The organism is Bradyrhizobium zhengyangense (assembly GCF_022012555.1).
GTDB lineage: Bacteria > Pseudomonadota > Alphaproteobacteria > Rhizobiales > Xanthobacteraceae > Bradyrhizobium > Bradyrhizobium zhengyangense.
In genome coordinates this window covers 376,963-392,456 of the sequence record NZ_JAKLTZ010000002.1, presented here as the reverse complement: position 1 = coordinate 392,456, position 15,494 = coordinate 376,963, and the positions used below count along the sequence as shown (strand labels likewise).

The window sequence follows — 15,494 nt, the reverse complement described above, 5'->3', positions numbered from 1 at the left end:
GTAATATCAAATATTTATTCTTGATTTGGCTTCCCCATAACCTTGGCATGAACCTTGCGAATCCGGTTCCAACCAGAAACTTCTGAGTTGGAGCACCCGCCATGAAGCGCCGCGATTTCCTCAAATCCGTCTCCGGATTGGCCGCTGGCGCGGCGCTTCCGGCCGCGCCCCAAATCATCTCCTCGGCCTATGCCGATGCCCGCTCCGAGACGCTGCTGATCGTCTCGGAAGGCGGTCCCAACAATCTCGACATCCATGGCGTCGGCACCAACGTGCCCGGCTATGAGGTGTCGTGGAATTGCTACGACCGCCTGATCAGCCACGAGATGAAGAGCGGTCCCGGCGGCGTGCCCTATTACGACCGCGACAAGTTCAAGGGCGAGCTCGCCGAGGAGTTCAAGATCGACGACATGTCGGTCACCTTCAAGCTGCGCAAGAACGCCAAATTCCACGATGGCGCGCCTGTCACGGCGAAGGACGTGAAGTGGTCGCTCGATCGCGCCGTCAGCGTCGGCGGCTTCCCGACCTTCCAGATGAGCGCGGGCTCGCTCACCAAGCCGGAGCAGTTCGTCGTCATCGACGACTACACCGTGCGTGTCGACTTCCTGAAGAAGGACAGGCTGACCGTTCCCGATCTCGCCGTCATCGTGCCCTGCATCGTCAACTCCGAACTGGTGAAGAAGAATGCCAGCGAGAAAGACCCCTGGGGCCTCGAGTTCACGAAGCAGCAGACCGCGGGCTCCGGCGCCTACAAGGTGACGAAGTGGACCGCCGGCACCGAAGTGATCATGGAGCGCAATGACGATTGGGTCTGCGGTCCGTTGCCGAAGATCAAGCGCGTGATCTGGCGCATGGTGCCGCAGGCCGGCAACCGCCGTGCGCTGCTGGAGCGCGGTGACGCCGACATCTCCTACGAGCTTCCGAACAAGGATTTTCAGGAGATGAAGGCCAACGGCAAGCTCAACGTCGTCTCGCTGCCGTTCTCCAACGGCATCCAGTATATCGGCATGAATGTCACCAAGCCGCCCTTCGACAATCCGAAGGTGCGCCAGGCCGTCGCCTACGCGCTGCCCTATCAGAAGATCATGGACGCCGTGATGTTCGGGCTCGCCAACCCCATGTTCGGCGCGCCGAAGGACAAGCCGACCGAAGTCGCCTGGCCGCAGCCGCACAAATACAACACCGACATCGAGAAGGCGAAGGCGCTGATGGCGGAAGCGGGCGTCGCCGGCGGCTTCGAGACCACGATCTCGTTTGACCTGAATTTTGCCGGCGTCAACGAGCCGCTCTGCGTGCTGGTGCAGGAGAGCCTCGCGCAGATCGGCATCAAGACCACCATCAACAAGGTGCCGGGTGCCAACTGGCGCACCGAGTTGAACAAGAAGGAGATGCCGCTCTTCACCAACGTGTTCTCGGGCTGGCTCGATTACCCCGAGTACTTCTTCTACTGGTGCTATCACGGCAACAATTCCGTCTTCAACACCATGAGCTACAAGTCGGCGGAGATGGACAAGCTGATCGACGGCGCGCGCACCGCCGCCGCGGCCGGTGACACCGCAACCTACGATGCCGACGTGAAGGGATTCGTCGATCTCGCCTTCACCGACATCCCGCGCATCCCGCTGTATCAGCCTTTCGTCAACGTCGCGATGCAGAAGAACATCTCGGGCTATCAGTACTGGTTCCACCGCAGGCTCGATTACCGCGCGATGGCGAAGGGGTGAGCCGTCATGCTCACCATGATCGGCAAGCGCCTGATGTTCGCGATTCCCTCGCTGATCGGCGTCGTCATCGTCACCTTCCTGCTGACGCGCGCGCTGCCCGGTGATCCCGCCGCGTATTTCGCCGGTCCCGCCGCGACCAAGGAGGCGGTCGAGCAGATCCGCAAGAAGCTCGGCCTCGACAAGCCGCTGATCGAGCAGTTCTTCCGCTACACCAACGATCTCGCCCATGGCGATTTCGGCAATTCGCTCACCACGGGACAGCCGGTCGCGACCGAGATCCGCAATCGCCTGCCGGCCTCCGCCGAGCTCACACTGCTCGGCCTCATCGTCTCCATCGTCATCGCCATTCCGCTCGGTGTGCTGGCGGCAACGCGGCCGGGCTCGTGGATCGACCATCTCTGTCGCATCACGACGACAGCGGGCGTGTCGCTACCCGTGTTCTTCACCGGCCTGATGCTGGTCTATCTCTTCTACTTCCAGCTCGGCTGGTCGCCCGCGCCGCTCGGCCGGCTCGACGTCTTCTACAGCGCGCCGCCGACGGTGACCGGGTTCTATCTGATCGACACGCTGATCGCGCGTGACTTCGAAGCGTTCCGCTCGGCGTTGAGCCAGCTCATCCTGCCGGCGACGACGCTTGCGATCTTCTCCCTGGCGCCGATCGCGCGCATGACCCGCGCCTCGATGCTGGCGGTGCTCGCCTCTGAGTTCGTCCGCACCGCGCGCGCCAGCGGACTGTCGCCGACGACCGTCATCGTCACCTACGCTTTCCGGAATGCGATGCTGCCCGTGATCACCACGCTCAGCATGGTGTTCTCGTTCCTGCTGGGCGCCAACGTGCTGGTCGAAAAAGTCTTCGCCTGGCCCGGCATCGGCTCCTACGCCGTGGAAGCGTTGATCTCCTCGGACTTCGCGCCGGTGCAGGGTTTCGTCCTCACCATGGCGGTGATGTACGTGCTGCTCAATCTCGTGATCGACATCCTCTACGGCGTGATCGATCCGCGCGTGCGGTTGGAGGGCTGAACCATGAGCTCTGTTGCGCCTGCTGTTGAGCCTGTTGGCCCCGCACGCACCTCGGGGCTGTCTGCGATCCTCGAACAGACTCGCTATGTGCTGGGCGAGAACAAGGTCACGGGCTTCGCTTTCGCTCTGCTGATCCTGATCCTGATCGCGGCGATCTTCGGTCCTTATGTCGTGCCCCACGATCCGCTCGCCTCCGACACTGCCACGGCGCTGAAGCCGCCGTCGGCCGCGCACTGGTTCGGCACCGATCAGCTCGGTCGCGACATCTTCAGCCGCGTCGTGGTAGCGACGCGGCTCGATACGTTCATCGCGGTCGCTTCCGTCGTGCTGGTGTTCCTGATGGGCGGCCTCGCCGGCATCGCGGCCGGTTATTTCGGCGGCTGGACCGACCGCATCGTCGGCCGCATCGCCGACACCATCATGGCCTTTCCGCTGTTCGTGCTGGCGATGGGCATCGTCGCCGCCCTCGGCAACACTGTACAGAACATCATCCTGGCCACGGCCATCGTGAACTTCCCGCTCTATGCTCGTGTCGCGCGCGCCGAAGCCAATGTCCGCCGCAACGCCGGCTTCGTGCAGGCCGCGCGGCTATCAGGCAACGGCGAATTCCGCATCCTGCTGGTGCATATCCTGCCGAACATCATGCCGATCATGATCGTGCAGATGTCGCTGACCATGGGCTACGCCATCCTGAATGCCGCGGGTCTTTCCTTCATCGGGCTTGGCGTTCGCCCGCCGACGGCCGAATGGGGCATCATGGTCGCCGAAGGGGCGGGCTTCATGGTCTCGGGCGAGTGGTGGATCGCGCTATTCCCCGGCCTCGCGCTGATGATCGCCGTGTTCTGCTTCAACCTGCTCGGCGACGGCCTCCGCGACATCGTCGACCCGCAGCGGAGGACGTGATGGTCTGGAAGAAATTCTCCAATGATTCCGGTGCCACTTCTACTGTGCATGGGGTTGTTTTCGACCTCTTGAGCGACGGGAGGCATTCGTGACCGCCCAGCCGCTGCTCGACGTCCAGGATCTCACGGTCGAATTCACCACCCGCCGCGGCATCGTCAAGGCCGTGCAGCACGTCAACATCTCCGTCGCCAAGGGCGAGACGCTCGCCATCGTCGGCGAGTCCGGCTCCGGCAAGTCCGTGACTTCCTATGCGGTGATGCGCATCCTCGACCGGGCGGGGCGGATCGCCGAGGGCTCGGTGATGTTCTCCGGCATCGACGTCAAGGCCGCGAGCGAAGACCAGATGCGCGACCTGCGCGGCCGCGAAGTCTCGATGATCTTCCAGAACCCGCGCGCCGCGCTGAACCCGATCCGCAAGGTGGGTGACCAGATCGAGGACGTGCTGCGCACCCATGTTCAGCAGGCCCAGGTTGCCGATCATGGCGAGAAGGCGATCGAGGCGCTGGAGCAGGTCAAGATTGTCCGCCCGCGCGAGCGCTATCATGCCTATCCGTTCGAGCTCTCAGGCGGCATGTGCCAGCGCGTCGTCATCGCGCTTGCGCTCGCCTGCAATCCGCAGCTGCTGATCGCGGACGAACCGACCACCGGCCTCGACGTCACCACGCAAAAGGCGGTGATGGATCTCATCGTCGAGCTGACCAAGCGCCGCGCGATGTCGACCATCCTGATCACCCACGACCTCGGTCTCGCCGCCGCCTATTGCGACCGTGTCGTGGTGATGGAAAAGGGCCGCGTGGTTGAGACCGCCAAGGCCGCCGATATCTTCGCGAACCCGCAGCACCCCTACACCAAGAAGCTGATGCGCGCGACGCCGCGGCTCGGCGTGAGCTTGCGCGATCTGCTGCCGGAGGAGGAGGGCGCCTTAGCCGCCGCGCCCGCGGAGGCCGCTCCGGCGCCGACTGCAAGTGCGGAGAAGCAGCCCCTTCTGCTCATCGAAAAGCTGGTCAAGGAATATCCCCGCCAGGGCGCCACGGCCACGCTTGGCAAATTGTTCGGCCGCAAGCCGCCCGTCGAGCCGGACGTGTTCCGCGCCGTCGACGGCATCAGCTTCTCGATCGGCCATGGCGAGAGCGTGGGCCTCGTCGGCGAATCCGGCTGCGGCAAATCGACCACGTCGATGATGGTGATGCGCCTGCTCGACCAGACCTCCGGCCTGATCCAGTTCGACGGCGAGGACATCGGCGGCATTCAGCCTGCCGCCTTTGCCCGGCTGCCGCAACGAAGCCGCATCCAGATGGTGTTCCAGGATCCGACCGACAGCCTCAACCCGCGCTTCACCGCGGTGCGCGCCATCGCCGATCCGATCATGCAGCTTGGCGACGTCAAGGGCCGCGATGCCCTCCGCGCCCGCTGCGAGGAACTGGCCACCATGGTCGGCCTGCCGCATAATCTGCTGGATCGTTTCCCGCACCAGCTTTCCGGCGGCCAGAAGGCCCGCGTCGGCATCGCCCGCGCCATCGCGCTGCATCCCAAGCTGGTGATCCTGGACGAGCCGACCGCGGCGCTCGACGTCTCGGTGCAGGCGGTCGTCCTGAACCTGCTTCAGGACCTCAAGGCGCGGCTAGGTATGAGCTATCTGTTCGTGTCGCATGATTTGAATGTAGTGCGCTTGTTGTGCGATCGTGTCATTGTGATGCGGACGGGGCGGATCGTCGAGGAAGGAGCTTCCGAGAAGGTCTTGAGCGATCCGCAGGACGACTACACCAAGGAGCTGCTGACGGCGATCCCGCATCCGCCGTTGCAGGTCCACTAAGAGTGCACTGAAATCAGCTTGAGAGAGTGATGGCCGAGCCGCTGGACGACTATATCGACGCCGTATCGAAAGCGCTGGCGCTGCCGGTCGAGGAGGCCTGGCGGCCTGCGGTGCGCGCCAATCTCGAGGTGTCGCTGCGGCTTGGCCGCCTGGTCGACGAATTCGCGCTGCCGGACGAGACCGAGCCGGCGCCAATCTTCACCGCCTGATGCTGCCATGACCTCCAAGCCAGAAATGACGGCCTCGGAAATCGCGGGCGCGGTTACGAGCCGGAAGGTGTCGGCCCTCGACGCCACCGAAGCGGCGCTTGCGCGCATCAAGCAGCGCGACACCATCCTCAACGCCTTCACCAACGTCACAGCCGATCGCGCCCGCGCCAAGGCACGCGCCATCGATGCCGATATCGCCGCTGGCAAGGCCGTCGGCCCGCTCGCCGGCGTGCCCTTTGCTGTGAAGAACCTTTTTGACGTTGCCGGGCTTCCGACCCGTGCCGGCTCGAAGATCAATCGCGACCTCGCACCCGCAAAGCGTGACGCGACCCTGATCGAGCGCATGGAGGCCGCCGGCGCCGTCCTCGTCGGCGCGCTCAACATGGGCGAATACGCCTATGACTTCACCGGCGAGAACATCCACGACGGTCCCTCGCGCAACCCGCATGACGCCACGCGGATGAGCGGCGGCTCCTCCGGTGGTTCCGGTAGCGCCGTTGGCGGCGCGCTGGTGCCCATTGCTTTGGGCTCCGACACCAACGGCTCGATCCGCGTGCCGTCGTCCTTCTGCGGCATCTTTGGCCTGAAGCCGACCTATGGCCGGCTGTCGCGAGCGCGCTCGTTCCCGTTCGTCGCGAGCCTTGATCATCTCGGCCCGTTCGCACGCTCGGTCACCGATCTCGCGCTCGCCTATGACGCGATGCAGGGCTCGGATGCCGACGATGGCGCTTGCACGACGCGCGGGCTGGAGCCGACCCTGCCGCTGATCGCCAATCCGGTGTCGGATCTGCGCATCGCGATCGCCGGCGGTCACTTCCAGAAGAACGTCTTTCCGGAAGCCGTCGAAGCCGTCAGCCGCGTTGCCAGGGCGCTGGGCGCGACTGACGTCGTGGACGTGCCCGAAGCCTCGCGCGCTCGCGCGGCAGCTTACGTCATCACCACCACCGAAGGTGCCTCGCTGCATCTCGATCGCTTGCGCAAGCGCCCGAACGATTTCGATCCGGCCGTGCGTGACCGGCTGATCGCCGGCGCGATGGTGCCGGCGGCGCTGGTCGACCGCGCGCAAAAATTCCGCCGCTGGTATCGCGCGCAGTTCGCCGAGATCTTCAAGTCGGTCGATGTGCTGCTCGCACCGGCGACGCCCTGCACGGCGCCAAAGCTCGGCCAGATCAATTTCAATCTCGACGGCGTCGAGCTGCCGGTGCGAGCCAATATCGGCATCCACACCCAGCCGATTTCCTTCATCGGCTTGCCGGTGGTTGCCGTGCCGGTGCCGCTCGAGCCGCTGCCGATCGGCGTGCAGATCATCTGCGCACCTTGGCGCGAGGACATCGCGCTGCGCGTCGCGTACGCATTGGAAAAGATGGGCGTGGCCGCCGCGCCAGCCCCAAGGGGACTTTAAGAGGTTTTTGAGATGGAGATCGATCTCCCCGACGTGATCGCGGAAGTCAAAGCCGCATTCGAGCGCTATGAGCAGGCCCTCGTCAGCAACGACGTCGCCGTGCTCGGCGAGCTGTTCCGCAACGATCCCCGTACACTGCGCTACGGCATCGGCGAGAACCTCTACGGCTACGAGGCGATCGCAGGCTTCCGCGCCGGCCGCTCGCCGGTCGGTCTCAACCGCCGCAGGGCGAAGACCGTCATCTCCAGCTATGGTCGCGACACGGCGGTTGCTTCCACCTTGTTCTATCGCGACACGGCTCCCGGCAAGGTCGGCCGCCAGATGCAGACCTGGATTCGCTTCCCGGAGGGCTGGCGCGTCGTCGCTGCCCATGTCAGCATCATCGACGAGTCGAAAGAGACCTGACCGTATGACGCTTGACGATTTTCCGCCCGGGACACTGCCGGCCGAACCGATGGTGCCGCGCGTCGACCGTGCCTCGCCGTCGGTGCAGAAGGTCACGCGCGCGGAGGAGCTGCGTCTCCAACTCGCCGACGAGATCGTGCGGGGAACTCTGGCCCCTGGCGCGCCACTGGACGAGACTGACATCGCGCGGCGCTTCAGCGTCTCGCGGACGCCGGTGCGCGAAGCGCTGCGTCAATTGGTCACGAGCGGCCTGGTCGAGGCGCGGCCCCATCGTGGTGCCGTGGTCGCGCAGCCGTCGATCGAGCGGCTCAAGAGCATGTTCGAGGCGATGGCGGAGCTTGAGGCATTGTGTGCCGGCCTTGCGGCCGAGCGCATGTCGGCCGCCGAGCGTCACGGTTTGGAGGCCATTCACGAAGAGCTGCGCGTTCTCAGCTACGCCGGCAATCCCGATCGCTTCCACGAGGTCAATGAGCGCTTCCACAACGCGATCTATGCGGGATCGCAGAACGGCTACATCGCCGAGATCACGCTGGCGACGCGCGTGCGCGTGCAGCCGTTCCGTCGCGCCCAGTTCCGCAATCTCGGCCGTCTCGCCAAGTCACAAGCCGAGCACGACCGCGTCGTCGTCGCCATCATGCGCGGTGACAAGCAGGGCGCCGCCGCCGCGATGCGCGCCCATATCGAACTGGTGCGCGGGGAGTATGAGATTTACGCGGTGTCGGTGTAGGGCGCCGCCTACGTCTTGGCGGCTTCCGCCATGAACTTTCGCCAGCCGCCATACGCCGTGATATCGCGCGCCTCGCCCAGCACCTCCGGCTCGACGAGAAACCCTTTCACGCTACGACCATCCGTTAGCCTGATCGTCCCGATCGCCATCGGCGCAGGAATCGCATTCACGAACTTGCCGAACGCAGACGACGACAACGTCCAGATTTCGAGCTCAATCGACGCGCCCTTGCCCGCCTCGACGCGCAACATGCCGGGCTTCGGCGGTGCGGTCGGAATCGCATAGAGCTTGTAGTCCGGTGCGGTCTTGGTCACCTCGATCAGCTTCGCATTCAGTGCCTTCAATTCCCCGTTCAGCGCCATGCCGGAGAGGTGTGCGCCGACGACGGCAATCGGAATCTCGTCGCTACTGTTCGTGGGAAGGGCCGCAAGCGGTGCCTGCGCCACGCCCTTCGCGCCAACGGTCAGTTTCGTATCTGCATGGAAGACGCGGCCGATGCTCGCGAGCATCCCATCGCGTCCTGCCGGCGCCAGCAGCGTGATGCCGAACGGAATGCCGTCCGCGCGCATCGATGCCGGCACAGCGAGGCCGCAGAGATCGAGCAGGTTGACGAAATTGGTGTAGGTGCCGAGCCGGCTGTTGAGCTCGATCGGATTGGCCAGCACCTGCGCGGTCGTATAGGCCGTCGGCGCCGTCGGTAGCACCAGCGCGTCGATGTTGGCAAACGTGCGCTCGGCGATCTTGCGCAGTCCCTGGAGACGATAAAGCGCCGAGAAGGTCTCGGCTGCCGTCAGCCGCGCGCCGGCCGCGGTGATCTCGCGCGTCACCGGATGAATCGAATCGGGCGCGGATGCCAGCAGATTCTTGATCACGAGATAGCGCTCTGCGACCCACGGGCCCTCATAGAGCAACCGGGCGGTCTCGTAGAACGGCTCGAGGTCGAATTCAACCAGCGTTGCCCCAAGTGCGGTCCAGCGCTTCAGCGCATCGGCGTAAGCGGCTTCCGATTTCTTGTCGCCAAAGAAGATCAGCTGCCCGTTGCGCGGCACGCCGAGGCGCAGCTTGGTCGGGAAGGCGGTGATTGGCTCAAATGGCCGGTCGCGCGAGAACGGATCGGCCTGGTCGGGGCCGGCCATCACCGAGAGCGCGAGCGCCGCATCATCCACCGTCAGTGCGAACACCGAGATGCAGTCGAGCGTGCGGCAGGCTGGCACCAGGCCCGCGGTCGAGATCATGCCGAGGCTCGGCTTCAGCCCGACAATGTTGTTGAGCATCGCTGGCACGCGGCCGCTGCCGGCCGTGTCGGTGCCGAGCGACAGCGGCACGAGCCCTGCGCCGACGGCCGTCGCCGAGCCCGAGCTCGAGCCGCCGGGGATTAGATCCTCGCGGATCGAATTCTTCGGGATGCCATAGGGCGAACGCACGCCGACGAGGCCGGTGGCGAACTGATCGAGATTGGTCTTGCCGATGATGATGGCACCGGCCGCACGCAGCCGCTCCACCGCGGTCGAGTCGTGCGTCGGCGTGTAGGAGAAAGCCGGGCAGGCTGCCGTGGTCGGAAAGCCCAAGGCGTCAATGTTGTCCTTCACCGCGACGGGAATGCCATAGAGCGGCAAGCTGGCGGCATCGGCGCGCGCCGCAAGCTTTTCGGTTTCGGCAAGCGCGTCCTTTTCGTCGCGCAGGCTGATGAAGATGGCGGGATCGTTGTGCTCGCGGATGCGCTGATAGGTCCGGGCCACCGTCTGCGCCGGCGTGAGCGTGCCCGCGCGATGTGCGGCCACAATCGCGGCGATCGTTTCAGGCTGCTCAGCCCCCAGTTCAGCCCCCATGGCGTCAAAACTCCGGCAACATGTCTTCACCCGGAATGAAGCAAGCGATGTGCCATTGTGTACAGAATCCGGGCAGGCCCGACGCTTCGGATACTATCGCGAGATCAGTAGGTTGTGGGATGTTTTGCCGATCGGTGGGGTCGCGGCCCCAAAGCCCCGGAACGGGCATCTGCCCAAATCGTGGGCAGTTGTGTCAGGTGAAGCCGGCAAGGATCTGAAGCAGCCGCTCCCGGTTAGCCTTGCCGATCTTCTCCTCGATATGCCGTTCGTGCTCGGCGGCGAGGCGCTTGAATCCTGCCAGCGCTGTCTCGCCCTGCGCGGTCAGGTGCAGCGCGTGCGATCGCCGGTCCGATTTCGATTTGACCCGCTTCAGCAGCTTCCGCTCTTCAAGGCTATCGAGCAGATGCACCAGCCGGGCGCGCTCGATGCCGAGGCGTTTTGCCACCGCCATCTGCGAGAGCCCCGGATTGGCGCCGATCACAGTCAGCACCGAATATTGCGTCGGCCGGATATCGACCTCTCGAAGCGTCTTGATGAAGTCCTGAAAGATCCAGATCTGGAAGCGCCGCACCGCGTAGCCGGCGTGGCCGATCAGCCCATCGAGGCCGATCTCGTCCGCGTCGATCCGCCGCGCCGCGCCGTTGCCGGTGCGTTTGCGAGGGGACGTCTGGGCTGCGCTGGCTGTCACGTGGGATCTCCTGCCGCGCGACCATAGCGGCTGGAGGCCACGAGCGGAAGATTGTTGTTGACGACAACAATCGTCCTGCCCAACATTATGATCAAAAGCGGCCCGAAACGAGGCTGCGACCGATCCCTGACGCGGGTGAGGAGGAAACCATGACGGCGGCCATTCGCGGTGACGCTTCGAGCCTGTTCGCAACGCCCAAGACCGTCGCCGAGCATCGCGCCGACGGCAGCATCGTGCTGCGCTCGCCAGAGCCCCTGTGCGATTGTGCGCGCTGTATCGGCGACTGGCTGGAGCATTTTGCGCGGGAGACGCCAGACAAAATCTTCCTCGCGGAGCGAGACAGCGCCGATACGCCGTGGGCCACCATGACCTACGCGGGCGCCTTGCGGCGGGTACGCGCGGCAGCGTCGTGGATTCTGGAGCAGGGGCTCAGCGCGCGGCGTCCCGTCGTCATTCTGTCCGACAACAGCATCGATCACGCGCTGCTCGCGCTTGCCGCCCAGCATGTCGGCGTGCCCTCGGCCGCGATCTCGCCGGCCTATTCGCTGATGTCGAGGGATTTCGACAAGCTGAAAAGCATGATCGCGCTGCTTGAGCCCGGCGCGATCTATGTTTCCGCCACAAAGCCGTTTGCCGCGGCGCTCGCAGCGATCAAGCCGCTGCACACAGCGCAGATCATCAGTGGCGTCACTGACGACGCCGATGCGCTTGCCTTCCGTGCCATCGCGGCAACGTCCGAGTCTCCCGACGTTGCAAAGGCCTTTGCCGCCGTGACGCCTGATACGATCGCAAAATTCCTGTTCACCTCGGGCTCAACAGGCACGCCGAAGGCCGTCATCAACACCCAGCGCATGCTGACCTCGAGCCAGCAGGCGAAGGCACAAACCTGGACCTTTCTCGAACAAGGCGATGATCTTGTCATCCTCGACTGGCTGCCCTGGAGCCACACGTTCGGCGCCAACCACAATTTCAATCTCGTGCTGCGCAATGGCGGCTCGCTCTATATCGACGGTGGCAAGCCCGCGCCCGGCCTCTTTTCAACATCGCTGGCCAATTTGAAAAGCGTGATGCCGACGGTCTATTTCAACGTGCCGCGCGGCTTCGATATGCTGATCGCGGCGCTGCGTGGCGACGAGGAACTGCGCCGGCGTTTCTTTGGCGAGGTGAAGTTCGCCTTCTATGCCGGTGCGGCCTTGCCGCAGAATCTCTGGGACGCGCTCGAGCAACTCTCCGTCGAGACCGGTGGCCGCGCACTACCGATGGTCTCGGCGTGGGGCTCGACGGAAACGTCGCCGCTGGCGACCGACTGTCATTTCCTCGCGGAGCGTTCCGGCAATATCGGCGTGCCGATTCCCGGCACCGAATTGAAGCTCGTGACCTCCGGCGACAAGCTGGAGGTGCGGGTGCGTGGCCCCAACGTCACGCCTGGCTATTGGAAAGCGCCGGAGCTGACGAAGCAAGCGTTTGACGAAGAGGGATTTTATCTCATCGGCGACGCCGTGAAGCTCGCGGATGCGAAACGGCCCGAACGTGGCTTGTTCTTTGATGGCCGTGTCGCTGAGGATTTCAAGCTCAACTCGGGCACCTGGGTCAGCGTCGGCACGTTGCGCGTCGCTGGTATCGCCGCCCTGGCGCCGCTTGCGCAGGACATCGTGGTCAGCGGCCATGGCGGCGACGAAGTACGGTTCCTGGTGTTCCCCAATATCGTTGCCTGTCGCGCTCAGGCCGGTTTGCCGGAGGCGGCGGGCGTGGGTGATGTGCTGGCGCACGAGAAGGTCAGGACGGCCATCGCGCAAGGCCTGGCAAAGCTGAAGCAGCAGGGCGCCCATTCCTCCGGTCACGCCACCCGTGCGCTGCTGCTCGCCGAGCCGCCGTCGGTCGATGGCGGCGAAATCACCGACAAGGGCTACATAAATCAACGTGCCGTGCTTACGCGGCGCGCCGACGCTTTGGCGCGGTTGAACGACGATGCGTCGGCCGAGTGGATCGGTTGCGGCTAGACTAACGGAGCCGAATACCGATTGGCCGCGTGCTGCGGCTTGGCGTCCCCCCCTATGCGGATGATGCTTCAAATCGCCGGCACATGCCGCGGTGCGGCGGCACTTGCCAAAATAAGAAATGGAAGTAATGATTATAATATATAACTAAATAGGGAGGTCCGCATGAGGACTGGCTTGATATCGACCGCCGCGCTGGCCGCGCTTCTGGGATCGACCGCCTTGGCTCGCGCCGACGGCGAGGCCTGCTCGCCGGTCACCACCGCGTCGCTCGGCATCTCCAGCATCGAGATAACCGGGTCCAAAACGCAGGACGCCGCTAACGGTCTCCCCAAGCATTGTATTTTGACGGGGCTTGCCAACCGGCGCACGGGAGTCGACGGGAAGCAGTATGCCATCGGGTTCGAATTGCGATTGCCGGCCGAGTGGAACGGCCGCTTCCTGCATCAGGTCAATGGCGGCAATGACGGCGTGGTCGTGCCCGCTCTTGGCAGCCTGCCCGAGGGCTTAGCCTCCGGTGGCACAGTGCCACTGGCGCGCGGTTTTGCCGTGCTGTCGTCGGACAGTGGTCATTCCGGCTCGGACCCCGCGAACAAGTCGCTGGGCCTGACTGCCGGCGCGGCGTTCGGCCTCGATCCGCAGGCGCGGCGCGACTATGGTTATGCCGCCGACATGACGCTGTCGCCGGTCGCAAAGCAAATCATTGCCCTTCACTACGGACGCAAGCCGGATCGCTCCTATATGGCGGGATGCTCGAACGGCGGGCGTCACACCATGGTCGCGGCGTCGCGCATGCCGGAAAATTACGACGGCTTCCTCGTCGGCAATCCTGGGTTCGATCTGCCGCGCGCTGCGATCCAGCACGCCTGGGACGTGCAGGCCTTCCTGAAAGCTGATCCCGATCTGCGCAAGTCCATCACCAAGGAGGACGCCCAGCTCGTTTCCTCGCGCATTACGGAGGCCTGCGATACGCTTGACGGCGTCAAGGATGGGCTGACGGCCAATCTCGCTGCCTGTCAGAAGGCGTTCGATTTCAAGAGTCTGGCCTGTGCTCCGGGGCAGAACAGCGCTTGCTTGTCCGAAGCCAAGGTCGACGCCCTGAAGATGAGCCTCGCCGGACCGAAGAATTCCAAAGGTGAGCCTCTCTATTCCGACTGGCCCCTCGATGGCGGCATCGGCACCGGCAATTGGCGCACCTGGAAGGTCGAGAGCCCCATCGCGCCCTGGAACAATTACCCGATCATCGCCACCATGGGCGCAGCGTCACTGAACTACATCTTCTCGACACCCCCGGTCGTGGTCGAGGGCAGCAACGAGAAGCTGGTCGAGGCACTGAAGGCCTATGATTTCGACAAGGACGCGCCCAGGATTTTCGCCAAGGACGCCACCTTCACGGAATCGGCCATGGACTTCATGACGCCGCCCGACATCGATGATCCAAAGCTCGCATCGCTCCAGAAGTCCGGCGGCAAGATGCTGATCTATCATGGCCAGGCCGATCCGGTATTCTCTGTGAACGACACCATCCGCTGGTACGACCGGCTGAACAAGAACCTGCAGGGGCATGCCGACAGCGTCGCGCGCCTGTTCACGATTCCCGGCGAAACGCATTGCGGTGGCGGTGTCACCCTCGACAAGTTCGATGCACTGACCGCGTTGACCGACTGGGTGGAAAAGGGCAAGGCACCCGAGCGCGTCATTGCGTCCGCCAACCCCGCTAACAAGGAAGTCCCTGCGTCCTGGAGTCCAGGCCGCACGCGGCCGCTGTGCCCCTATCCGAGCTACGCCGCGTATTCCGGGCAGGGCGACAGCGAGGACGCGGCGAATTTCGTCTGCAAGACGCCGTAGCTCGTCGGGTGTCGGCAACCTCGAGGTTCAAAATAAGGGAGGCTCGGCGGATGCGGGGGAAAGGTCAGATTGCATCGAAGATGCAATCTCTCCTCACCCCTTCGCGGCCATCACTTTGGCTGCATCCGAAATCCCTCGTGCCATCGAGACGAATTCGCTCGGCATCATCACCAGCGTCATGGTGTTCTGCTCGGCGCCGACTTCGGTGATCATCTGCATGCGGCGGAGTTCGAGGCCGGCGGGGTTCTGCATGATCACTTCGGCGGCCTGGCGCAGCTGCTCGGCGGCGTCGAGTTCGGCCTCGGCCTTGATCAGGCGTGCGCGCTTCTCGCGCAGGGCTTCGGCCTCCTGAGCCAAGGCGCGCTGCATGCTTGGCGGAATCTCCACGCTCTTCATCTGCACCAGCTCGACCTTGACCCCCCAAGGTTCGGTGGTGGCGTCGATCGCCCTTTGCATGACGTCGGCGATGGTATCTTGTGCCTTGAGGATCTCGTCCAGCGTGTGCTGTCCGAGTACGGCGCGCAGGGTCGTCAGCGAGACCTGTACGACGGCGTTGGAAACGGCCTTCACCTCGATCACGGCGCGCTCGGGATCGACGATGCGATACCAGACCACAGCGTCAACCTTGATCGGAACGTTGTCGCGCGTGATGCCTTCCTGCTGTTCGACGTTGGCGGTAATGGTGCGCAGGTCGAGCTTGTCCTGCCATTCGATCACGGGCCACACCAGATAGAGGCCTGGCCCGGCGGTGCGGTTGAACCTGCCGAGCCGGAATACGACGCTGCGTTCGTATTGATTGGCGACGCGAATGCTCATCAGCAGAAGGATCAGCGCCGCGAAGCCGGCGATCAACAGGAACGAAAGAGGCGCGAAAAAATCGACGACGGACATGGCCGACTCCAACATGGATCCAATGCGCCGCGGATTAA

Annotated in this window: 13 protein-coding genes; 10 read left to right on the top strand and 3 right to left on the bottom strand. The window is 64.2% G+C overall.

Going from position 1 to position 15,494, the window contains the following annotated elements; genetic code table 11:
* Positions 1-101 precede the first annotated feature (101 nt).
* The 8 genes from L6639_RS07150 to L6639_RS07115 all read left to right on the top strand — a co-directional run bounded on the left by L6639_RS07150 (position 102) and on the right by L6639_RS07115 (position 8,203).
* Complete coding sequence (locus L6639_RS07150) at positions 102-1,724, top strand: ABC transporter substrate-binding protein (protein WP_237860186.1); 1,623 nt, start codon at positions 102-104, stop codon at positions 1,722-1,724.
* Between the two features lie 6 nt (positions 1,725-1,730).
* Positions 1,731-2,744, top strand: coding sequence for an ABC transporter permease (locus L6639_RS07145; RefSeq protein WP_237860183.1), 1,014 nt, complete (start codon positions 1,731-1,733; stop codon positions 2,742-2,744).
* A gap of 3 nt (positions 2,745-2,747) precedes the next feature.
* Positions 2,748-3,647 (top strand): ABC transporter permease, encoded by a 900-nt coding sequence (locus L6639_RS07140; protein ID WP_237860182.1) that lies wholly within the window; start codon positions 2,748-2,750, stop codon positions 3,645-3,647.
* Between the two features lie 88 nt (positions 3,648-3,735).
* A complete protein-coding gene (locus L6639_RS07135; RefSeq protein WP_237860181.1) occupies positions 3,736-5,460 on the top strand; it encodes a dipeptide ABC transporter ATP-binding protein in 1,725 nt (574 codons plus the stop codon).
* A gap of 29 nt (positions 5,461-5,489) precedes the next feature.
* Entirely contained in the window at positions 5,490-5,669 is a 180-nt protein-coding gene (locus tag L6639_RS07130; protein ID WP_128930863.1) for a DUF4089 domain-containing protein, read from the top strand.
* Positions 5,670-5,676: 7 nt separating this feature from the next.
* Positions 5,677-7,071, top strand: coding sequence for an AtzE family amidohydrolase (locus L6639_RS07125; protein WP_237860180.1), 1,395 nt, complete (start codon positions 5,677-5,679; stop codon positions 7,069-7,071).
* A gap of 12 nt (positions 7,072-7,083) precedes the next feature.
* Positions 7,084-7,476 (top strand): oxalurate catabolism protein HpxZ, encoded by a 393-nt coding sequence (gene hpxZ, locus L6639_RS07120; protein WP_057747099.1) that lies wholly within the window; start codon positions 7,084-7,086, stop codon positions 7,474-7,476.
* A 4-nt stretch (positions 7,477-7,480) separates the two neighbouring features.
* On the top strand, positions 7,481-8,203 hold the full coding sequence (locus L6639_RS07115) for a GntR family transcriptional regulator (protein ID WP_237860178.1): 723 nt from the start codon (positions 7,481-7,483) through the stop codon (positions 8,201-8,203).
* An 8-nt stretch (positions 8,204-8,211) separates the two neighbouring features.
* Here the strand turns inward: L6639_RS07115 and atzF are convergent, their stop codons facing one another.
* A complete protein-coding gene (gene atzF / locus L6639_RS07110; RefSeq protein WP_237860177.1) occupies positions 8,212-10,032 on the bottom strand; it encodes an allophanate hydrolase in 1,821 nt (606 codons plus the stop codon).
* Positions 10,033-10,225: 193 nt separating this feature from the next.
* Complete coding sequence (locus L6639_RS07105; RefSeq protein ID WP_237860175.1) at positions 10,226-10,720, bottom strand: MarR family winged helix-turn-helix transcriptional regulator; 495 nt, start codon at positions 10,718-10,720, stop codon at positions 10,226-10,228.
* A 149-nt stretch (positions 10,721-10,869) separates the two neighbouring features.
* Between L6639_RS07105 and L6639_RS07100 the strand changes: the two genes are divergently transcribed.
* Positions 10,870-12,720, top strand: coding sequence for a feruloyl-CoA synthase (locus L6639_RS07100; protein WP_237860173.1), 1,851 nt, complete (start codon positions 10,870-10,872; stop codon positions 12,718-12,720).
* Between the two features lie 162 nt (positions 12,721-12,882).
* Complete coding sequence (locus L6639_RS07095; protein WP_237860171.1) at positions 12,883-14,565, top strand: tannase/feruloyl esterase family alpha/beta hydrolase; 1,683 nt, start codon at positions 12,883-12,885, stop codon at positions 14,563-14,565.
* 93 nt (positions 14,566-14,658) lie between these two features.
* Here the strand turns inward: L6639_RS07095 and L6639_RS07090 are convergent, their stop codons facing one another.
* Positions 14,659-15,456: a slipin family protein gene (locus tag L6639_RS07090; RefSeq protein WP_237860169.1), complete on the bottom strand. Its 798-nt coding sequence runs from the start codon at positions 15,454-15,456 to the stop codon at positions 14,659-14,661.
* Between the last annotated feature and the right edge of the window lie 38 nt (positions 15,457-15,494).